The sequence below is a fragment of the Pantoea sp. SM3 genome, assembly GCF_000963995.1.
Lineage (GTDB): Bacteria > Pseudomonadota > Gammaproteobacteria > Enterobacterales > Enterobacteriaceae > Pantoea > Pantoea rwandensis_B.
The window spans coordinates 14,863-35,127 of the sequence record NZ_JZRD01000018.1 but is presented as its reverse complement, the minus strand read 5'-3'; the positions used below and the strand labels follow the sequence as shown (position 1 = coordinate 35,127).

At 50.9% G+C, this 20,265-nt stretch carries 18 protein-coding genes; 4 read left to right on the top strand and 14 right to left on the bottom strand.

The window, feature by feature from the left end; genetic code table 11:
* Positions 1–30: 30 nt before the first annotated feature.
* Together VI01_RS25385 and VI01_RS24565 are read left to right on the top strand one after the other, a co-directional pair.
* Positions 31–378 carry a hypothetical protein gene (locus tag VI01_RS25385; RefSeq protein ID WP_156149355.1) on the top strand — a complete coding sequence of 116 codons (348 nt, stop codon included), beginning with the start codon at positions 31–33 and terminating at the stop codon, positions 376–378.
* Complete coding sequence (locus tag VI01_RS24565; RefSeq protein WP_052697001.1) at positions 378–992, top strand: response regulator transcription factor; 615 nt, start codon at positions 378–380, stop codon at positions 990–992. The genes VI01_RS25385 and VI01_RS24565 overlap by 1 nt, the downstream gene beginning before the upstream one ends.
* Before the next feature lie 20 nt (positions 993–1,012).
* On the opposite strand, the gene VI01_RS12090 is transcribed toward VI01_RS24565, so the two are convergent.
* Entirely contained in the window at positions 1,013–4,534 is a 3,522-nt protein-coding gene (locus tag VI01_RS12090) for a transporter substrate-binding domain-containing protein (protein WP_156149354.1), read from the bottom strand.
* Positions 4,535–4,623: 89 nt separating this feature from the next.
* Positions 4,624–5,241 carry a response regulator transcription factor gene (locus tag VI01_RS12085; protein WP_045815302.1) on the bottom strand — a complete coding sequence of 206 codons (618 nt, stop codon included), beginning with the start codon at positions 5,239–5,241 and terminating at the stop codon, positions 4,624–4,626.
* Positions 5,242–5,772: 531 nt separating this feature from the next.
* Here VI01_RS12085 and fic point away from each other — a divergent pair.
* Complete coding sequence (gene fic / locus VI01_RS12080) at positions 5,773–6,849, top strand: protein adenylyltransferase Fic (protein WP_045815301.1); 1,077 nt, start codon at positions 5,773–5,775, stop codon at positions 6,847–6,849.
* 108 nt (positions 6,850–6,957) lie between these two features.
* On the opposite strand, the gene VI01_RS12075 is transcribed toward fic, so the two are convergent.
* The 9 genes from VI01_RS12075 to VI01_RS12035 all read right to left on the bottom strand — a co-directional run bounded on the left by VI01_RS12075 (position 6,958) and on the right by VI01_RS12035 (position 15,733).
* Positions 6,958–7,827, bottom strand: a complete 870-nt coding sequence (locus tag VI01_RS12075; protein WP_052697000.1) for an ATP-grasp fold amidoligase family protein — start codon at positions 7,825–7,827, stop codon at positions 6,958–6,960.
* Positions 7,828–7,832: 5 nt separating this feature from the next.
* Positions 7,833–9,068: an oligosaccharide flippase family protein gene (locus VI01_RS12070; protein WP_045815299.1), complete on the bottom strand. Its 1,236-nt coding sequence runs from the start codon at positions 9,066–9,068 to the stop codon at positions 7,833–7,835.
* A gap of 602 nt (positions 9,069–9,670) precedes the next feature.
* Positions 9,671–10,537 carry a DMT family transporter gene (locus VI01_RS12065; protein ID WP_045815338.1) on the bottom strand — a complete coding sequence of 289 codons (867 nt, stop codon included), beginning with the start codon at positions 10,535–10,537 and terminating at the stop codon, positions 9,671–9,673.
* 5 nt (positions 10,538–10,542) lie between these two features.
* A complete protein-coding gene (locus tag VI01_RS12060; protein ID WP_045815298.1) occupies positions 10,543–11,913 on the bottom strand; it encodes an amidase in 1,371 nt (456 codons plus the stop codon).
* A complete protein-coding gene (locus tag VI01_RS12055; protein WP_045815297.1) occupies positions 11,906–12,112 on the bottom strand; it encodes a hypothetical protein in 207 nt (68 codons plus the stop codon). The genes VI01_RS12060 and VI01_RS12055 overlap by 8 nt, the downstream gene beginning before the upstream one ends.
* 168 nt (positions 12,113–12,280) lie before the next feature.
* Positions 12,281–13,183, bottom strand: a complete 903-nt coding sequence (locus VI01_RS12050) for an ABC transporter substrate-binding protein (RefSeq protein WP_231638514.1) — start codon at positions 13,181–13,183, stop codon at positions 12,281–12,283.
* A gap of 2 nt (positions 13,184–13,185) precedes the next feature.
* On the bottom strand, positions 13,186–14,028 hold the full coding sequence (locus VI01_RS12045; protein ID WP_045815296.1) for an ABC transporter permease: 843 nt from the start codon (positions 14,026–14,028) through the stop codon (positions 13,186–13,188).
* A gap of 12 nt (positions 14,029–14,040) precedes the next feature.
* A complete protein-coding gene (locus VI01_RS12040) occupies positions 14,041–14,823 on the bottom strand; it encodes an ABC transporter ATP-binding protein (protein WP_045815295.1) in 783 nt (260 codons plus the stop codon).
* Positions 14,816–15,733, bottom strand: coding sequence for a carbon-nitrogen hydrolase family protein (locus VI01_RS12035; protein ID WP_045815294.1), 918 nt, complete (start codon positions 15,731–15,733; stop codon positions 14,816–14,818). The genes VI01_RS12040 and VI01_RS12035 overlap by 8 nt, the downstream gene beginning before the upstream one ends.
* Before the next feature lie 133 nt (positions 15,734–15,866).
* Between VI01_RS12035 and VI01_RS12030 the strand changes: the two genes are divergently transcribed.
* A complete protein-coding gene (locus VI01_RS12030; RefSeq protein ID WP_045815293.1) occupies positions 15,867–16,526 on the top strand; it encodes a helix-turn-helix domain-containing protein in 660 nt (219 codons plus the stop codon).
* Positions 16,527–16,666: 140 nt separating this feature from the next.
* Here the strand turns inward: VI01_RS12030 and VI01_RS12025 are convergent, their stop codons facing one another.
* The 3 genes from VI01_RS12025 to VI01_RS12015 are packed head-to-tail and all read right to left on the bottom strand — an operon-like array spanning position 16,667 to position 20,239.
* Entirely contained in the window at positions 16,667–18,313 is a 1,647-nt protein-coding gene (locus tag VI01_RS12025) for a GMC family oxidoreductase (RefSeq protein WP_045815292.1), read from the bottom strand.
* A complete protein-coding gene (locus VI01_RS12020) occupies positions 18,310–18,840 on the bottom strand; it encodes a sugar dehydrogenase complex small subunit (protein WP_045815291.1) in 531 nt (176 codons plus the stop codon). Before VI01_RS12020 ends, VI01_RS12025 begins: the two co-directional genes overlap by 4 nt.
* Positions 18,830–20,239 carry a cytochrome c gene (locus VI01_RS12015; protein ID WP_045815290.1) on the bottom strand — a complete coding sequence of 470 codons (1,410 nt, stop codon included), beginning with the start codon at positions 20,237–20,239 and terminating at the stop codon, positions 18,830–18,832. The genes VI01_RS12020 and VI01_RS12015 overlap by 11 nt, the downstream gene beginning before the upstream one ends.
* Positions 20,240–20,265: the final 26 nt, after the last annotated feature.

The following is a 20,265-nucleotide window of genomic DNA, read 5'->3' as shown; positions in this document are numbered from 1 at the left end:
GTAGGAATTTACTTACACAAGCGTAGCAAGGTGCAGCGCCATCAAACTTCTCTGACAACCGTCGGTAAAACAAGACCGAGCCTGGCTACCGGTGAGCCCGGTGCTATTACTATTAAGCGCACCACCGCCCACGATCTCACACGCGACTTACAGCTTGATAATGTCTGGCTAACGCCGGATTCAACCTTAGGTACGCTGAACTTCAGCTTTGTTGTGAACCGCCGTGCGCCACAATTACTCACCGCTATTGATCAGGTGCTTTATGCCTTGCCGCTAGTGAGTCGTTTGCGCATTTCTCACGATTGGGGGTTGAACCACGATGCCGCTGAAGCGTCACGCGTACTGGCGTTCAGCCCAGGAGAGATAAGGATACCCTGATGCACGTTATTATTTATGACAAGCAACCGCTAATTCTCGATGTTTTAGTGCCTTTTTTTCAGCAACGTCACGATAAAGTGATTGTCGCCACCGGCGATGAGGATGACTTCATTTATAGCACGCTGGTGTATCGCCCACATCTTGTGGTGTTTGATCCGGCCCAACTCAGCCACTCCTCACTGATTAAACTCATTAGGTTAAAGCGCCATTATGCCGATATCCAAATCTTTGCCTATGCAGGAGACGAAAGCGTTTATTATCTGTTGCGCAGTTTACGCCTGGAATACCAGGCGTATATGAGCAAAGCCTGTCCCATTGAAAAACTCAGCAGCGTGTTAACCGCGCTCGCCAATAACGAGCCCGTGGTATTTCGCCATGCTAAAAACACTTATCATCAGCTCTATCCTGACAGACCGATCATCCAATCACTCACCAATCGGGAAGTACAAATACTACGTCATCTGGCCGCCGGTAAAAAAAATAAGACCATTGCCCAGGAACTGGGTCTCAGTTGTAAAACCGTCAGTACCTATAAACGCAGTATTATGAAAAAGATGCAAACCAGTAAGATAAGCGATGTGGTGGATTTAGCCGCGAGAAATGGCTTTGCTTAGCAGAGAAATAAACCGATGCCTCACAGCACCGGCGAATTCTGTAAGTCAGAGAGATAGGCGTAAAGTTCTGTCGTCAGTAAAGTCAGGGCGGGTGTGAAGCTCACGGTCGGTAAAGAGGTATCCCGGCACTGCATTTCCAGACTCAGGCAGGCATCTGCCAGATCATTACGCCGCGCAATACGCAGGCTTCCCGCGATACGATGCACAAGATCGGCGATCGCATGGCGATCCTCAGCTGGCGTTAAAGCAGCAAGTATTGAAAGATCCTCTTGTAACGTCGTTACCATGAGATCATGCAGGCTTTCCGCCATACGTTGTTCTTCATCCGCCTGTTCTGCAGGCAGGTTCTGTTCCTCACTCCATTCAGCTGCCTGTCCGGAAAAGGCCTGACTGAGTGCAGCGGACAAACTGTTTAACGAACACGGTTTGAATAAACAGCTGTTCATGCCCGCTTCCATGCAACGCTCATAGACTTCGTGCATGGCATTGGCCGTAAAGCCAATAATCCACGCCGCCCTACGCGACTGCTCTTCTTCCGATTCACGGATTACCTGCGTCAATTGATAGCCACTGAGGCCCGGCATATTGCAGTCAGTGATGATCGCATCGTAATGTTCTTGCTGCCAGCATTGCAGTGCTTCATAGCCATCGCACGCCAGTGTCGCCTGCTGCCCCAGCCAACTGAGCTGTTTCGCCAGTAACATGCGATTGGCGACATTATCATCGACCACCAGCACCTTCCCGCTGGGCAAAGCGGCGGCAATATCACGGATTGATTTGTCTTTTTCCTCCGCAAGGCTCATCAGTGGCAAACGCATCACCGCTTGCACACAAGTCCCAATGCCCCGCTCGCTGCTCAAGGTTAAGGTGCCGTTCATTTTTTCACAAACGGTACGGCTGATATAAAGACCTAAACCGGTCCCAGAGCGGCGATTATCCGCCTGACTAAAGGGCTGGAACAGCGTTACCTGCTGTGCCTGATCAATACCAATGCCGCTGTCCTGCACATTGATGGTGTAAGTCACCAGATTGCTTACCGCATCCACCTGCTGCTGGACGGTTAGTGACACACCGCCCTGATCGGTAAATTTAATCGCATTGCCCAGCAAATTGGAGAGCACTTGCTTGATACGCAGAGGATCGGCCAGCACCGGTTGTAGCGGTTCTTCGGGATAGCGCTTGGTCAGACTGATGTTTTTATCCAGTGCCAGTCCCTGAAAAACTTTGAGCAGATTATCGATCAGCTTCGCCAAATCAACGGGTTCAGGATGGTAATCCAGCTGCCCACCCTCGATGCGTGAAATATCCAGAATATCGCCAATCAGTCCCACCAGACTGTCAGCCGATTCATAGGCGACTTCCAGCGCCTGGATATCCTGCTCGCCATTGCGCCCTTTCTTTAATGCCATATCCAGCATGCCGATGATTGCGTTCATGGGCGTACGGATTTCATGGCTCATGGTAGAGAGAAACACGGATTTCGCCCGGCTAGAATCTTCCGCACGCTCTTTGGCTTCACGTAGCTCGGCGAACAGGGCTTCACGATCCGAGATATCCATCCACCCCCCGATCACCCCCACCACCGTGCCATCACTGTCATGCCAGGGTTCAATCCACTGATAAACGGTGATGCCGATGGAAGAATTGGGGTTGTCCCACAAGTCGTAACGGCGATCTTCCAGAATGCGCGAGTCGGAGTTCATCACTTCCATTAGCTGACCATGATAGAAAGCCGCTTGTTCTGGGGTGCGCAGGCCGGGAAGTTCCACCATGGTTTTGCCCAGCGCCTCGTCATAAGTGACACCGGTTTCGACGAGATAGCGCTCGTTGCAGAATGTCAGTCTTCCCTGACGATCGCGCAGTGAAACGGGGAACGGCATACTGCTGACTACGGTACGCAACTGCGCCAGTTGATTGTTTAATTCCCGGCGTAGCGCCGCCTTACGTTTTATCTGCTGAAGCAGATAAAATGCCCATCCCACCGTCAGCAGGATAATGATGCCGGTGAAAATAGCGGACGCGATCAGCAAATCACGATAACGTGTCCAAAAATCGTCAATATTGACAAAATCCCCTGGGCGCCAACGGTTTGCCAGACTCTCTATTTCGACGGGCGGAATGCTTAACAGCACTTTATCAAGAATGGATTGCAGTTCAGGATCGCCTGGCCCGACACCAAAGGATATCCAGGCGGGTCTATCCCCTACGGTCGCGACAATTTTAAGTTGCCGGGGGTAGTAAGATTTAATTTGATAATCCGACATCATTAGAATGCCCACAGCGGCATCCGCGCGCCCTTCAGCCACGCTTTGCATCAATGCAGATTCGTTATCCACTGAAACCACTGTGATATCAGGAAAATGTGTGTGAATGAGATCTTCTGACCCACTGCCCGACACCATCGCCAGCCGCTTACCGCGCAAATCTGGCAGAGAATGAATATCGCTGCGATTTGCGCGCGTGGTAAGGGCATAGGCACTACGCAGATAAGGGCGAGTAAAAAGGATCTGTTGCGAACTCTGTATACTGGGCGTCAGTGAGGCAAACATATCGACTTCAGCCGTTTTAACCCGTTGCATCAACTGGATGGCATTATCCACAGTACTGTATTCAAAGTTTAGCCCGGTTTTCAGACGCACAATTGATAGCAAATCGAATGCCATGCCGCGTAATTGCCCATCGGCACCCACAATGGTCACTGGCGCCGCTTTATCGCCGCTAAAAAACACCACATTGACGCGAGGATGCGCCTTCATCCACCGTTGTTCTTTAGGTGTGAAGGTCAACGGATTAACAGACTGGGTAATATCGACAAAATCAGGCTGCCAGATACGGTTAATTTGCAGCTTATCATCCAGAGGAATATTCGCTAACGCCTTATTAAACAGCGTCAACAGTTCAGGCTGGTTGCGGCTAAATGCGAAGGAGATATCCCTGACTGGCAAGGTGCTATAGCGCGCTAACTGCAAGTTATTCAGGAAGTTGCGACTTAGCGAGTAACTATTGCCCAGGTAGACATCCGCTTTGCCGAAAGCCACAGCGCTGAGAGCATCCTGATAATTTTCATAAAGACGAAATTTGGCTTGCGGGTAATATTGGCGTAACAGTGAAAGCGGCAGGTAATCTCTAACTAAAGCCACCTGAACCCCTTGCAGGTCAGCAGGTAGCGCCATGGGATGTGTCATCTCCGTACCCAGAACCGCCCGGTCTCTGGCATAGGATGTGGACATAGCAAACGCGTCTTTTGCCACATTGGCGGGAACTGAAGGGATAAAATCGATTTTTCCCGCCGCCAATGCTTCCCAGCGCTTTTCAGGATCATTAAAGGTTTCAATGCGGACCGCAATACCTAACTGTTGCGCGATAAGACCGACATAATCCGCGCTGATACCTTCAAATTCGCCACGAATATTGCGCATCCCATAGGGGGGCGAGTCGTTACGCATCACGCCCATCACCAACTGATGTTTCTGGTGAAGGAAGGCTTTTTCATCGGGGGATAATAATAATGCAGGTTGTTCTGAGCCTATCAGGTGCGTCATTAACTGAAGTTCGGAAGCCTGAACGGGAGCGCAAACCAGCCACGTTCCGATAAACAGTAAAATGACACGTAAGCGCTGCATAGAAAGAATTATCCAATCAAATTGTTACGACGGGCAAAATCGATCAACTCAATTAACGTGTGTGCATTGAGTTTATGTTTTAGGCGATGTTTATAGGTACTGATGGTCTTTTCACTTAACATCAGTTGTTCCCCTATCTGCTTGTTGGTCAGACCCTTAGCAATGCTGATCAAAACACTGAGTTCACGATCGGAAATATCAGAAAGCAACTTGCCGTCATCCTGATTATTCGACTGCCCATACTCCACGTGCGGGAAAAAGCTATAGTTGCGCATCACCATTTTAATCGCATCGGTGAGTTCGCCTAAATCATCGCTTTTGGTGACAAAACCGTCGGCACCGGCCTTCTTGCAACGTTGGGCAAAGTTCGCTCCCCCTTGCGAGGTCAGCACCAAAATTTTCAGCGGTAACTGCAATGCGCGTAGACGTTGTAACACCTGAAAACCATCCACTTTAGGTAAACCGATATCCAGTAATACCAGGTCCGGGAGCGTATCTTTGGTCTTCTGAATAGCATCCACACCATTATCAGTTTCAGCCACAACCTCCATACCGCTTCGCTCCAGCAGCATTTTCACGGCAAAACGAATCACCGGATGGTCATCGACAATTAGCACTTTCTTCATGGGATAGGCGGCCCGTAAGATCGGTTGACAGGATGGATTTGAAAGATAGCCTAGCAAGATAACTAAGAATAGTCTGTAGGAAAGTACTTATCGATGCCCCACCTTGCAAGGCATCTAATGCATTGATTTATATACCATTACACCCTATAGCATTGGCCTCAAGCTGTTATGTGTTCATTTAACATCTCAGGTCATATGATATATCTTACTTTTCATTTATAGGTGGCACGATAATTCAAAATAAACGCAAAATATTTCCTGACTGCCATCAGAAGGAAAAAGCTCGGAAGTGAATAAAGTGTGGCTATTGATAACCTGAATGATTGAGTATGAATTGGTTGGCAAACACCCCAATAACCCGGCAGAGTCGTGACGATTTTTGACAGAGACCTGGATTTCGATATGTATACGGCATCGTCATGTTTTGACGATATGTCGATAAAATCGGTTTTTTTAAACATATGGCCGTGACATGTTTAAGGCATCGACATATTATGGCTATATGTCGATAAAATCGGTTTTTTTAAACATATGAGCTGGAAACCTGAAACCCCCTATAACACCTTGCCGTTGCTGCCGCCTGACCTCGAAACCATTGAGACACGTAGGGTTTTGAAGGCTTGTATCGCGGCTCGGGCCGCAGTCGCGGAGCTAAAAACCGCTGGGGAACTGATCCCCGATCAAGGGTTGCTGATTAACATCTTACCCATGTTAGAAGCGAAGGATTCATCTCGCATTGAAAACATCGTGACCACCAGCGATCAGCTTTTCCAATATGCCGATCATGACGAAAACGCCGATCCCTCCACAAAAGAGGCGTTACGTTACCGCACGGCCCTGTTCGAGGGCTATACCCATCTTGATGCTTACCCACTGTGTACCAATACAGCGATAGCGCTTTGCACCAAGCTACGTGCAGTGCAAAGTGATATTCGCAAAACGCCGGGGACGGTGTTGCGTGACCAACACAACAACGTGGTTTATACCCCTCCTGTGGGTGAAACCGCTATTCGTGATTTGATGGCAAACTGGGAGCGTTTCATTCATGCCAATGACGAGATCGATCCACTGGTAAAAATGGCGATTTCCCATTATCAGTTTGAGTGCATTCACCCCTTTCCTGACGGTAATGGTCGTACTGGCCGTATCCTGAATATTCTGTACTTGATCCAAACCGAGTTGCTTTCGTTACCCATTCTGTATCTCTCGCGGTTCATTCTGGAAAACCGAGACGATTACTACACGCTGCTGCGTGGCGTCACCGCAAACGGTGAATGGGAAGCCTGGATTCTATTCATGCTGGAAGCCGTGCGAAATACCGCCATTTGGACGACGCAAAAGATTGCTATCGTGCGGGCATTAATCACCGAAGTGGCAGCGTACGTCAGGGAAAAACTGCCAAAAATCTATTCCTATGAGTTGATGCAGGTGCTGTTTGCGCAACCTTACTGCCGCATCGAAAATCTGGTTGAAAGTGGTATCGCTAAACGTCAAACGGCCTCTTCCTATTTGAAACAGTTGGTGGAAATTGGCGTATTAGAAGAGAAAAGTTACGGACGCGAGAAGCTGTATATGAACACAAGGCTATTGAAGGAACTTAATCAATAAATAACAAGGGGATCAAGGGTTGCTTTATGCCACCCTCAATCCCCGAGCCGCTATTAACCCACAGCGAAGGGCGACGTGAGTGTGCTGTGTTCGCTCAATGCACACAGATCACAACCTCAGCTGCCCACCCAAAATGGCATCCGCTTCCTGAAGTGAGACATCCAGTCCTGCTGAAGGCGTAAATGTCAGTTCACCAAAAATGACCTCACCGTTCAGAAGATAGAAATCAGCGCGCACAAACTTAAAATCGGTCGCCAGTTTCATTGCATAATGCTTCATTTTCACAAAGCCATCAGGCATCTCTGGCAGATCATGCTTATTAAGCAACTTCACTGTGTCTTCAAAGGGAAGTGGATTCCAGTTCATATCAAAGTAATAGAATTTAGGCGTGCCTTTTTCACGACCGACACAAACCATGACGGCGTAAGGTTCACCGTTGAAGCAGTAAAACTTATAGTCGTCTGGGAAACCACCGCGTTCATTCTCGATGAATTTTTCACAGAGAATCTTTCTCTCAATCTTTCGGTACTGTGGCTCAATAAAATGTGATGAGAAATCCTCACTTAACCACTTGCTCAACTGCCTGTTGGTTTTTTCAACATCTAATGAGGATTTATCACTACAAATGATGTTGTAGCCTGCGCCGTGATTACACTTGAGCGCAAACCTTTCAGGCAGTGCAGCATAGTCAATGTCTTGAGGACTATCGTAGACGCCATAAAGCTCATTGAGAATTTCACCGCAGCCTTTGGATGAAATATATTCCCTGACTTTATACTTATCCGCGCAGCGGGTGTAGATATCATTATTCAGCTCATTGAACTTGAGCCACTGAATCTTTTCATTAAAATTGGTCGGGTTGGTTAAATTAAGTTTCTTCTTAAATTTTATGTAGTAGTGGGCTTTAGCACAGAATTCTGGTGAAATATTAGCGCTAATTTTCAGAGCTGACTTAACTGTGTGTTTTATCATTCTCATTGAAATTATCTCGTTTTAAAAATGTTGAGGTGCATTTTGATGATTGTTCTATTCTTGAAAAAATAATTCAGTAACGTGCAAGACAAAATTTCAACAATCAAAAAACAGTATGCAGCGCCATTAATTCCGAAGGAACGGATCATGACCCAGGAAAATGGCACGGTTAAGACACAACATAAAAACATTTTCTTAGCCAGGTAGTTGTATCCGGACTCTTTGATCATATACCGGTAGCAGATCGTTCCCAGTGACGAGAACATCGTGCCAATAATGATGATGGGTATGATTTCCACAGACCCCATATAATTATTGCCATACAGCAAATGGACAAAGTCATCACCAACCAGATAGAACCCACCTAGCACAACAAGGGACAGCAGGATAACAATCCTATTGATCTTACTGAGTAACTCATCAACAGCAGGTTGATTCTTTTCATTGTAAATCTTTGAGAAGAAACTCGTTATTAATGCCAATACGATAAATGACCAGGCGCCTCCTATGGTTAATGCAACGCTATAGATTCCCAGATTTGAGTAAGAAATCATTTTGGCCAGAAAAATACTCGAAATCTGCGTGTAGATATCCGCTGATATGCTCGATAGGATCAAGGCCCCACCGGTGTACAACATATGACGGTTATACATGACGGCACCCTTACTGCTCTCATTGATTGTCGTAGTCTGCCTAAAGTAAATGAGACGCATAATGTAAGGGATAAGGGGAATAATAATAATGGGAATTGTGAAGTAGTAAATAGGCAGCTCGAAGTGTGCGATGCCGTACCGGGCTAACAGTGCCATGGATAGTCCGATGACATTGGTTATCGTGTTGATTTTTGATTTTAATTGGGTGTTGTTGTAAATCGAAAAGAAGTCCATCACGATGTAATAGGTCGCGATGCAGTTGGCCACGCCAAAGATAAAGACCGTGAGATCCGTAAAGAAGTAGAGATACGTCAGTACTGCACTTGAGAAGATGAGAAAGAAAAAACGTCGCTGATTCTGAGTATGCATTGCTAAAGAGATACCCGATCGCGTCCTCTCGCTCATGCGCTTGAAGATAATATTTTGACCGCCAAACCATGATAACGTCTGCACAAAAATAAACAGAGAAGTGGCGATGTTTATCTTGCCAAAGTTATCTGGGCCAATGTATTTAGCCATTAACGAATTGATATATATCAGTCCGATGATGTTGACTGACTTCTCCAGCATGATCCATATTGCGTTAGAATACATTTCACGTCTCACATACACTTATGTTGAGTTGCAGTTGTTATGCTTGATTGATGTTCTACGCTCAAAAGCAACGGGATTTATATGCATTACTGGTATATTTATTTGCCAAAAGGTTATATAGTCAAATAACCTTCACATTCTCTCTTTACTTTACGCTTTCATTTTAATTGGTCGATACTGTGACTGTTTATACAAAAATAGTGAAGGGTTTTCTGTTCGAATCAGATTAGTAGCAATATTTATAAAAATCAGTACCAGCTATTAATAAGGCATTGCATTGATGGAATTAATTAAATAGGAGGGTAATGATTAGGAAGATAGAGAGGGCAGTATGCATGAGCGCGGCGGACAGAATAATAAAACGCAAACCCATTCATTCCTCCCCTTAACTCGGCGTTTTAACACAGGGACATCGGGCTGCGACAATATCAACACGGGTAAGCGCTGTGTTTATCGCAACAAATCAATTTTAAGTAAGGGAATTAACTCGCGCTTTTGAGCCGACGTGCGTGCCTGACATGCCGCATTGACAGGTTTGAGTGATACGCGGATAAAACTCTCTTACATAAAGATATCTGAGCTTTGCGGCTGAAAAATCCCAATTACACCACTACCCTCTTCTTTATTACTGTGCCTCGTACCACTGCCAGCAATATCCCGCCCACAATCAGCAGCGTGCCGATCACTTTGCTGCGATCCAGTGATTCATGCAGAATCGCCACGCCCATTAACAGCGCCAGTGCCGGGCTCAGCAATGACCAGGGCAGAATCTGGCTGGCGGGATAGCGCTTTAGCAAGCCGTACCACAATGAATAAGCGAGGATAGATGAACCCAGCGCGCTGTAGATCACCCCCAGCCAACCGCGCCAACCCGCAGCCAGCAGCAAAGCGAGTTGGTGCTGCTCGGTGAGTAGCGAACTCATCCCTACCAGTGGAATGGCAAACAGTGACAGCCAGCCCGTCATCGCCAGCGGTGCAATCGGCGGCAGACGCTTGATCAGCACCGTGCTGCATGCCCAGCCACAAGCGCTCATCAATAACCACATGGTGCTTTGCCAGTGCGTTAGCGCCGGGCTGCCTGCAAGAATTATCACGCCAAAAAACGCCACCACCACGCCACCGATTTGCTGATAGCGAAGCCGCTCTTTGAGCCAGAATGCGGCCAGCAGCATGGCGATCGGCGTGCCCATCTGGATAAACACCGCGGTGGTGCCCGCATCGGTGCTTTGCATGCCAATCACCATTAACCCGAAATGCACAAAACCAAAGGTGAATCCCAGCAGCATCATGCCAGGTAGCTGACGCCACGTCAGGCGATGAAACGGCAGCAACAGGGCTGCCACCAGCACAAAACGCAGCGTCAGCATGAACAGCGGCGGCAGTTCCATCAGGCCAAACTTCATGGCGATAACGTTAAAGGCCCAGCCGTTTACCACCAACAGCAGGATTAACAGGTCGCGCAGGGGAATGGGTTTCACGCACGTAGCCGGGTTGGCGTTTGCAGATGATAATCGTGCTCCTGCTGGAATCGACGCGCGAAAGCAAGCAGTTTGCGCTCAGCGCCATCACGTCCAATGAGCTGCATGCCGATGGGCATCCCTTCATGATCAAACCCGGCAGGCAGACTGATAGCAGGCAGTGCTGACAGACTTGCCAGCGCGTTGTAACGCATGTTGCCGGTCAACACGCTCTCTTCGCGGTCGCCCATTTGAATCACTTCCAGTCCTTTATGCGGTGCGGTAAACGGCAGCGTCGGCACCAGAATCACATCCACCTGATTCAAATGCTGCAACAACTGCAAGCGTAAACCGGTGCGGAAACGTTGTGCCTGCAGATACTCGACGGCGGTAATGGCGAGCCCCGTTTGCAGCAGCTTACGCACATCCGCACCGTATTCTTGCGGACGATCAGCAAGCCAGGCAGCGTGCAATGAAGCCGGTTCCGCAAGATTGATCAGCACCAGCGCATTCACAGCCTGCTCAAGCCCGGTCAAACTCAGCGTCTGGCAACGTGCACCCGCCGCGCCCAACCACTGCACCATTTGATCATAGGCAGCCGCGACATCGGGCTGTACCTGCTGATGCACATCGGGCAGCAAACCAATACGCAATCCGGCCAGTTCCGGTAAAGCTGTCAGCGGCTGTGTTTTGCCGTCCAGCACGTTAAACAGCACTTCACACTCTTCGGCATAACGTGCCAGCGGCCCAACGGTATCGAGACTGGTGGCGAGGGGGAAAATGCCCTCCGTGGAGAGTCGGCCCACGCCCGGGCGCAGGCCCGTGATGCCGTTCATCGAAGCCGGTAAACGTATCGAACCACCGGTATCGGTTCCCAGCGTTGCCAGCGCACTGCGCACCGAGGCAGCCACGCCGGAACCCCCGCTGGATCCGGCGGGAATGCGGGCATCATCCCAGGGATTACTGCTGGCACCGTAGTGCGGATTGTTAGTGGTGCCGCCCCAGGCGAACTCATGCATATTGGTGCTGCCGATGATTAACGCACCCGCCTGTTTCAGGCGCTGCACGACCACCGCATCACGCTGGGCGATATTGCCACTGAGTATCTGGCTGCCCGCGTGCATCTCCTCACCGGCCAAATCGATATTGGCTTTAATGGCAATCGGCATACCATGCAGCGGGCCCAAGTCGTAACCCTGTTCCAGCAAGCGTTGGCTGGCTTTGGCCGTCTGACGTACCTGAGACACATAGACCTCATTGAACGCATTAAGATCGCGTGTGATTTCCTCACGCGCCAGACAGGCTTCGACCAGTTCTGGGACGCTGGTCTGCCGCATGCGCAGCTGTTGTGCCAAGGTCAGCATCGAGACATCGATCAACTCACTCATGGGGCAACTCCAGCGGCGGCTGCAAAGCAGAGACCCAGGCATTTGCCGGCAGCAGCGTTGGCAAGAAATGTTGCGCTGCAAAGGCGCTAACGCCCGTCGCACGCGCTTCACAATCGGTGAGCAGGTGTTCCAGCTCGACCTCATCAGCCGCGCAATGACGCTGTATCAAGGCCAGCCGAAGTGTCAGTGCATCCATCATCAATCCTCTTTTAATGCGGGCGCACCGCGGTACGCCCATAACCTGTCGAAAGTCGGTAATGGCTTATTTATCACCCATCGCATCAACCGCTTCTTTGGCCTTCGTCGCCAGCGCCGTGTTCACGTTGTTCTGATATGACGTGGCTTCAGAGGGGTAGGCTTTGATGTTTTAGGCATACAGCGCGATGTTCATGTTGTTATCCCAGGCCTTCTGCGACACCAGCACGTTCTCTGGATAGCCTTTGGCATCAATTTCACGCTGCACGGCGGTTTTCACCACCTCTTCGGGCAACGCCGGGAAGTATTTACGTGCAATGGTCACCGACTCAGCCGGATGCTTGTAGATAAAGCGCGAGGCCTGTTCAAAGGCAGTCACGACGGCCTGCGCGGCCTGCGGATTCTTATCGATATATTGTTGCGTGGTCGTCAGGCTGGAGAAGGCAAACGGATACCAGGATTGTGCGGCTGAGAACGAGTAAGCCACATGCAAGCCGTTTTGCTTTTCGGCCATGGTGACCTGTGGCTCCGCCGCTAACGCGTAATCTGCACGACCTGCCGCCACCGCCGGGATTTCATTACCAATCGCCACATGCACCAGCTTCACGTCTTTGAGGTTGTTCTGTTTGATCAGATAACTCATAAACGCCCAGGTGGTATCAGGTTGCGGGCTGGTCACCACACGTTTCCCCGCGAGCAGTGACAAATTGTCCTGCAAGGAAGCCGCCTCTTTGCCGAAGATGAAGATAGTTGGCGCGTTCTGTACCCCGGCCACCACCACGCCTTTACCGCCGTTTTCACGGGTTTTAGGTACAAACACCGGATCCTGAATCGAGAAATCTGCCGAGCCGCCAATCACCGCCGCCCAGGATTGCGCCCCACCGCCGCCGGTACTGATTTTGACATCAACGCCCTGCTGTTTAAAAAAGCCCTGCTCTTGCGCCACATACAGCGGCAGATAGAGCAGCGATTGAAACGCCTGGTTGATGCGCACCGGCGTGTCAGCCGCGTGCGCACTCACCAGAGAAGCCAGACAAACTGCGGCAGAGATCGTAGCTAAACGGAATTTTTTCATGATTATTTCCTGTCCCAGGAGAGAATGAGGCGTTCAATAAATGCCACCAGCGCGTTGAAACACAGCATCATCAGCATGACCAGCACGATGCCAGCCAGCACAATGTTCATACCGAAATTGGAGCTACCCAGCAGGATCATGTGACCCACGCCGCTATCCGAAGAGATGTATTCACCCACGATGGCGCCCACCAGCGCGAAGCCAACGTTGAGGCGTAAGCCTGACAGCACCCACAACATCGCGGATGGCACCACCAGCTTGAAGAAGATGGTGCCGCGTCCAGCGTTGAAGGATCGCAATAGGTTGATGAGGTCAGGATCGGTGCGCATCGCGCCTTTATAAGAGGTGGTCAGCGATACCACCACGCAGGAAAACGCCACAATCACCACTTTGGAAAGCATCTCCGTGCCGAACCAGATGATGGTCATCGGCGCAATCGCCAGCACCGGGATTGAGCCAATGGCAGCGATAAACGGCGCGGCCAGGTCAGAGATAAAACGCGAATACCACAGCAGCAGGCCGAGGATTGAGCCGCCAATCGCGCCCACGGCAAACCCCACCAGGGTTTCAACGGCGGTGACGCGCACATCGGTCACCATTTCACCGGACTGGAACCGCTGGACCAGCACCTCCCACACCTGCGAGGGACTGGAGAACAGGAAGGCGTTGATGTTGCCACTGCGCACACCGAGTTCCCACCCTCCCAGCAGCACCACCACAATCGCCACTTGTAAGAACAGCAGCGTGTAGCGGCGAGCGTTAGCCGAGCGGAAAAAGGTTTCTCGCGAACTGCGATTTGCCGTCGCCGCAACCGTGGGGCGTGTAGACACTGAGTTCATTGTCATGTCGTCCTCTCGTTAGTTAACCGGCTCAGGCTGAATGCCGATGCTGCGCCAGATATGCTCGTAATACTCATTGAAACGCGGCGACAGGCGGCGTACGGGAATCGACAGGCTCTCCGTACCCAGATCGACCTCAATCTCCTGCACAATTTCACCGGGACGCGCCTTCATCACATAGACGCGATCCGACAGCGTGACCGCCTCTTCGATATCATGCGTAATGAAGATCACCGTCTTGTGCTGCTCTTTCACCACGCTCAGCAATTCACTTTCCAGCGAAATTTTGAGCGGGTAGTCCAGCGCTTTATAAGCCTCATCCATCAGGATGATTTCCGGGTTGGTGACCATGGTGCGCATCAATGCCACACGCTGTTTCATCCCGCCGGAAAGCTGCGACGGATACTTCTGCTCGTAACCGGTCATCTTGTAGAGCTCGAACAGTTCACGCGCTTTCGCTCGTGCCTGCGCTTTGGGCATGCCGCGCACCTCCAGCCCGAGGATCACGTTGTCGATCACCGTACGCCACGGAAACAGCAGGTCTTTTTGCAGCACATAACCGAGTTCCGGTGACGGCGTGCCGGTGGTTTCGCGATTCTTCAGCAGAATGCTGCCGCTGTCCGGCATGAGCAGCCCGGTGATGATGTTGAACAGCGTCGATTTGCCGCAGCCGCTGGGCCCGACAAAAGAGACGAATTCGTTGCGATTGGCGTGGAAGTTGAGGTTGCGCAGCACCGTCACCTCCCCCTCCGGCGTGGGATAGCTTTTGTGGATGCCAGCGGCTTCCAGAACTTTACTCATGGTTTTCCCCCAAAGGTCGCGCATGGCGATTGTGAACCGTCAGCGGCGAAGGCGGAGCCTGCACCGGAACGTAATCTTTCAGGAAGTGATAGCCGAGATAGTCACTGCTGCGGGCGCGCAGAATGGCGGATTGCACCTCGACGCAGGCAATCGCCATGCCTTCCGTGCTGCCACTGTCGGCGACGATATGACCGAGCGGATCGATGATGCGACTGTGGCCATGATAGTGAAGATTGCCGTGCTGGCCGCACAGATTGGATTCGATCATCCAGCACTGATTTTCCAGCGCGCGCACGCGTCCAAACAGCGTGTAGCTATCGACCATCGGATCGGCATCGCCTGCACTGCCATCGCCCGCATAGCCCCATGCGGTGGGCATGATCATGATGTCTGCGCCTTTAAGCGCCAGCTCGCGGGTGCTTTCCGGGAACACTTTGTCGTAACAGATCAACATGCCAATGCGGCCAATTGGCGTAGGGAATACCGGGAAATCGCTGCCAGGATAGTAGACATGTTTCTCATCGCCCGGCTGATGCACTTTGCGATATACGCCGATTAAACCCTCAGGCCCCAATAGCACCGCGCTGTTAAACAGCACTTCGGCACGTTCAGGATGGCGCTCGGTCATGCCAAAAACCACATGCAAGCCCAGTTGCGTGGCGAGCTTTTGCATTGCCTGCACGCTCTCACCTTCTGTCACCACTTCGGCTTGCGCCATTTGCCACGCCACTGCTTCACCGTTCCAGTTGAGCGTATCCGGCAGATAGCCTTGCAAAACCTGCTCCGGAAAAACCACCAGATCGGCACCTTCCTGTGCCGCCTGTTCCATCCAACTCAGCAGGTTGTTGAGGTTGCGGGCTTTATCGTAAAACGCGGGCAGCGTAATGCTGGCGATGGTGGTTATGTTCATAGCAGCTCCCAGAAGTTTTCTTTTAAACTGCTACTCTGCTCACATTTAGACCAATACAATTTTCTTATGTGATAATTTTTATCATATGTGAGAAATTAACTGTCCAGTTCACTCAGCAGAAGAATCATTGCCAATGAAAACCACCCGACAGCATGAAGCCTCCGGGCTGGGCGCCGCCTTAACCGGCGAACAAGATTTTGGACTGCGAATCAAAACGATACGTCAGGCGCGAGAATTGACGCTGGAGCAGGTCGCCGAGTTGAGTGGCGTCTCGATTTCGACGCTCTCGAAGATTGAAAAAGGTCAGGTATCCGCTTCATTCGATACCATTGCCAAGATTGCCAGCGCGTTTGATTACTCTCTGGCAGAACTGTTCGCCGAAGAGTTGCCCCCGCCTTCGGTGGCGAGCACCGCCATTCAGGGCCGCCGCACTTACACACTGGCCGGTAAAGGATTGGCCTTTACCAATCCCTATTTTCGTTATGAAGTGCATGCCGCCGAACTGCTGGTGAAAGGGATGATCCCGGTGGTGATGGGAATTGAGACACGTGAATTGCCACCGCCGGAAGCCTGGTCTCAACATGCCGGTGAAGAGTTCATTTATGTTTTGTCAGGCGAAGTGATGTTGCACACGCAGCTCTATGCACCACTGCGGCTGGCGCAAGGTGACAGCGCCTACATCGACAGTACGATGCGTCATACCTTTGTACGGCTAAGTGAAGAAGCCGCCAGCCTGATTTCCATTTGCCAGACCGAAACGCTGGATATTGAGGATTTGACGCGCGGCGGCTAATGGCGACCCAGGGGCCGCCATGCTGCAAGTAAATTAACGGTACGAACAACGACCGTTCAGATAGATGATCACGAGAAGCTTAATCGGCAAACAGCAGGCATGTAAGCCCCGCTGTCTGTTTTACAACTTACGCATAGTGATTATTCATGCTTACCCATGGTTTGCAACATATGCTCTGCCAGTCTCAGGCTCAGCGCTGCACCCGTTAAGGTTGGGTTCATGCAAGAGGCAGAAGGCATTACGCTCGTACCGGCGATCCACATATTCGGATGGTCATGGGTGCGGCAGTTGCTGTCTACCACCGAGGTTTTTGCATCGTCCCCCATGATCGTGGTGCCCATAATGTGCTGGCGATCCTGGAACTTGGTATCGATAGACAGGATTTCTGCGTTGAGCAATTCAGCGAACTTATGGAAATCCTTGATGCCCTCTTCTTTACCCGCATGCCAATAATCGGTCACGCTGTAGTAAATTTCCGGCAGTGGAATACCAATCGCATCTTTCTTGGTTTTGCTCGGCGTAACGCGGTTTTCCGGCAGCGGCAAGGTTTCAAAATCAATCGCAAAATTGAGTGAACGTGCAGACTGACGGCGAATCTCTGCGTCCAGTTTCGATCCCAATACCCCTTTTTCAATCAACGAAGCAGCATAGTCCGCGGTAGGGACAGTGTTGCGGACTTTGATTTTATAACTCGGGAAATCCTTGCGGAACGCGCCATCACGATTGTTGAGATAGACCAAGAGTTCCGTGGGTCCCTGCCCTGGCCAGACATCTTCAGACATCATCACATTCATGCTGATACCGGTATGCCCCATTAAATTGCGCCCAACCTGATCGGAAGAGTTGGCAATGCCATTAGGGTATTTTTCAGAGGTGGACATCAGCAACAGTTTTGGTGATTCAATGCCGTAAGCGGCCAGCACAAAATAGTTGGCGGTAAGGTGATGCTCCGATCCGTCCGGCTTTTTGTACCACACACCGGTGATGTTGCCATCATCGCCTGCTTCAATACGGTACACCACCGCATTATCCAGCAGCGTTGCGCCCAGTTTTTCCGCTTCATCAATGTGCATTGAGCCGTCATATTTCGCGGCAATCGGGCAAACCGGGTTGCAGTTGTTATTACCGCCACACTTAGGGCGCTTACCCCAAGGTTTTGTCGCGCGGCCGTTGGGTTCCAGCACCGGATTGTATCCCCCTTTACCCAACATCTCCGTCAGGCGATCGAACATATAGCTGGTGGGCAAGCCGGGCATCGGGAAGGGTGTCGAACGTGGCGGCCAGGCTTTACCCCCCTGACCACTCTCATCCTGGCCATCCATGCCTGAAACGCCCAGTTCATGTTCCGCTTTGCCGTACCAGGATTCCAGCTCATCGTAAGCAAAGGGCCAATCACGCCCACGTCCGTAAAGAGTATTTAATTTGAAATCATTAGGGATCATACGCCACAGCGCGGAACCGAAGTGCCAGGTGGTTCCACCCACCACACGCAGGTATTTAGTCGGGTATTTAACCGGGCCAACCTGTTGTAAATAATCGCCGTAAGTAGACGGAATATGCGGCGGGTTAGGATAAGGCGATCCCACCCCCTGCAACTTGATGTTGGTGAGCGACATTTTGAACGGAGAATTACGGAAGCGTTCTACAATCTCCTGACGTGAAACGCGCGGACCGGCCTCAAGAATGATCACTGATTTGCCCGCTTTTGCCATTTGAGTCGCGACCAGACCACCCATAACGCCGGACCCAATAATGATCACATCGGCATCGACCTTTTTAGCACTCATGCGCTCTCTCCTGTTGTTGCCACTTTACCTGGTTGTGTCACGGCCCAATAGAACGGACCGCCGCCGTACGTCGGCACCACGAGAATGTCTCTGGTGGGGAGGTACATCAGCGCATCGGCGTAGGCGATCAGTTCCAGGTCGCTGCCTGTCCCGACGACGCCCGTATACCAGGCAGAAATCACCGTTTTTGCTGTCTGCCAGTCCGCGTTATCCGCTCTGAATGCGGCAAGGAAATCGTCGACATGTGCAAAGGTATGCTGCTGCAACAGCGTATGCAGGCTGCTCAGCTTTTGCGGGAACTGCGCATCATGACGAACCAAGGCGCTGAAATAGCGCTGCCCCAAAATGGGACCAACAGGACGACTGACCAGGAAAGCGGACACATCAAGGAAGGCGTTGTCCGCCATTTGCTCGGCAGCCAGTGCACGTGCAGGGAACAGTGAATTGCACATCGCGCCAAGGGATAAGATACCCATCCCCTGCAATAAACGACGGCGAGAAATTCGGGTGGTGGAATTATGCGCCATGCTTTTTACCTCTGCGCGAACGTGAAATCAGAAGCACCAACAGAATGATGATGACCGCCGCCGCACTGCCCCATGCTGCAGGCTGAGCCAAACGGGCAATAAGCGGGCGCTCGCCACCCTCCCGCACGGTTTTCACCTGCTGCGGTGTCACCGTGAGCTGGGCATTACCGAAGTTTTTCAGCACATAATTACTGACATCGGCGATTTGTTGATCGGTCAGACGATCGGTAAACAGAGCATCCGGGCCGAATCCAGGCATATCAATATCCTGCCCGTTGACCTGGCGATGCACACCATAGACGATGGTGGCAATAAGGTTGTCCGCCTGTGGTGCGCCTGTTGCCGTGTTGTGGAACAGTGATGGATAAAGTTTATTACCCGAGCCATCAGGCTGATGACAGTTGGCACAGGTGCTGCCGTAGATTTTCCAGCCTTCATCAGGATGGCTCACCGCGCGAAGTGCGGCTTCATCTGTCGCCGGTTTACCCAGCGATTCGCGCGATGCGCCAGAAGACTGGCCCACAGCAGGGATCTGACGCAAATACGCCACCATGGCAGCGATGTCATCGTCATTGAGATACTGCAAACTGTGTTCAACTGCTTCAGCCATAGGACCCGCGGCCTGAGCTTTACCCGCAACATGGCCCGTCTTCAGGTATTGCGCGATCTCTTCATCGCTCCAGTTGCCGATGCCCGAATGCTTGTCCGGTGTGATATTGGGTGCAAACCAGCTACCCAAATTTCCCCCGCTCAACGCCTGATCGTTTACTTGTCCCATCAGTGAATTACGCGGTGTATGGCAGGTATCACAGTGAGCCAAGGCATTGACTAAATAATCGCCGCGATTAACCTGCTCAGATTTGTCTTGTGCGGGAATAAACACCTTATTATCTGCAAATAAAGTATTCCATAACGCCATACTTAAACGAATATTAAACGGGAAAGGCAGATCGGTGGCCGGTGGACGATGATCGCTGGCTTTCACTCCGTGCATAAAATATGCATACAGCGCATGAATATCGGCATCGGTTATTTTTGCGTAAGAGGTATAAGGCATCGCAGGATAAAGATGCTGTCCTTGTTTGTTTATCCCTTCACGCACTGCCTTAGCAAAGTCTTCTTCGGTGTAATTACCAATCCCTGCAGTTTTTGAGGGTGTGATATTACTGGCAACGATATTTCCTAGCGGCGAAGAAATAACATATCCGCCTGACATTTCATCACCATGGTTGGGTGGCGTGTGGCATGCACCACAATCCGCCGCAATAGCCAGATATTTCCCTTTCGCGATAAGTGATGCAGCATCAGGCGCATTTTCAGCATGGGCTAAAAATGTCGTCGACAACAGTAAACTCAACGCGAAAGGTAGACAGCGCGGTCTCACCTTTCTTGCCTTCATAATAATTGCTTCCGGTTAATAATAAT

Excerpts from the sequence above, each read along its gene's own strand:
- VI01_RS12020 (WP_045815291.1), bottom strand. The coding sequence starts at position 18,840 with ATGGCGCATAATTCCACCACCCGAATTTCTCGCCGTCGTTTATTGCAG.
- fic (WP_045815301.1), top strand. The coding sequence starts at position 5,773 with ATGAGCTGGAAACCTGAAACCCCCTATAACACCTTGCCGTTGCTGCCG.
- VI01_RS24565 (WP_052697001.1), top strand. The coding sequence starts at position 378 with ATGCACGTTATTATTTATGACAAGCAACCGCTAATTCTCGATGTTTTA.
- VI01_RS12035 (WP_045815294.1), bottom strand. The coding sequence starts at position 15,733 with ATGAACATAACCACCATCGCCAGCATTACGCTGCCCGCGTTTTACGAT.
- VI01_RS12025 (WP_045815292.1), bottom strand. The coding sequence starts at position 18,313 with ATGAGTGCTAAAAAGGTCGATGCCGATGTGATCATTATTGGGTCCGGC.
- VI01_RS12030 (WP_045815293.1), top strand. The coding sequence starts at position 15,867 with ATGAAAACCACCCGACAGCATGAAGCCTCCGGGCTGGGCGCCGCCTTA.
- VI01_RS12085 (WP_045815302.1), bottom strand. The coding sequence starts at position 5,241 with ATGAAGAAAGTGCTAATTGTCGATGACCATCCGGTGATTCGTTTTGCC.
- VI01_RS12075 (WP_052697000.1), bottom strand. The coding sequence starts at position 7,827 with ATGAGAATGATAAAACACACAGTTAAGTCAGCTCTGAAAATTAGCGCT.
- VI01_RS12060 (WP_045815298.1), bottom strand. The coding sequence starts at position 11,913 with ATGAGTGAGTTGATCGATGTCTCGATGCTGACCTTGGCACAACAGCTG.
- VI01_RS12040 (WP_045815295.1), bottom strand. The coding sequence starts at position 14,823 with ATGAGTAAAGTTCTGGAAGCCGCTGGCATCCACAAAAGCTATCCCACG.
- VI01_RS12090 (WP_156149354.1), bottom strand. The coding sequence starts at position 4,534 with ATGACGCACCTGATAGGCTCAGAACAACCTGCATTATTATTATCCCCC.
- VI01_RS12045 (WP_045815296.1), bottom strand. The coding sequence starts at position 14,028 with ATGACAATGAACTCAGTGTCTACACGCCCCACGGTTGCGGCGACGGCA.
- VI01_RS12050 (WP_231638514.1), bottom strand. The coding sequence starts at position 13,183 with ATGAAAAAATTCCGTTTAGCTACGATCTCTGCCGCAGTTTGTCTGGCT.
- VI01_RS12055 (WP_045815297.1), bottom strand. The coding sequence starts at position 12,112 with ATGATGGATGCACTGACACTTCGGCTGGCCTTGATACAGCGTCATTGC.
- VI01_RS12070 (WP_045815299.1), bottom strand. The coding sequence starts at position 9,068 with ATGTATTCTAACGCAATATGGATCATGCTGGAGAAGTCAGTCAACATC.
- VI01_RS12015 (WP_045815290.1), bottom strand. The coding sequence starts at position 20,239 with ATGAAGGCAAGAAAGGTGAGACCGCGCTGTCTACCTTTCGCGTTGAGT.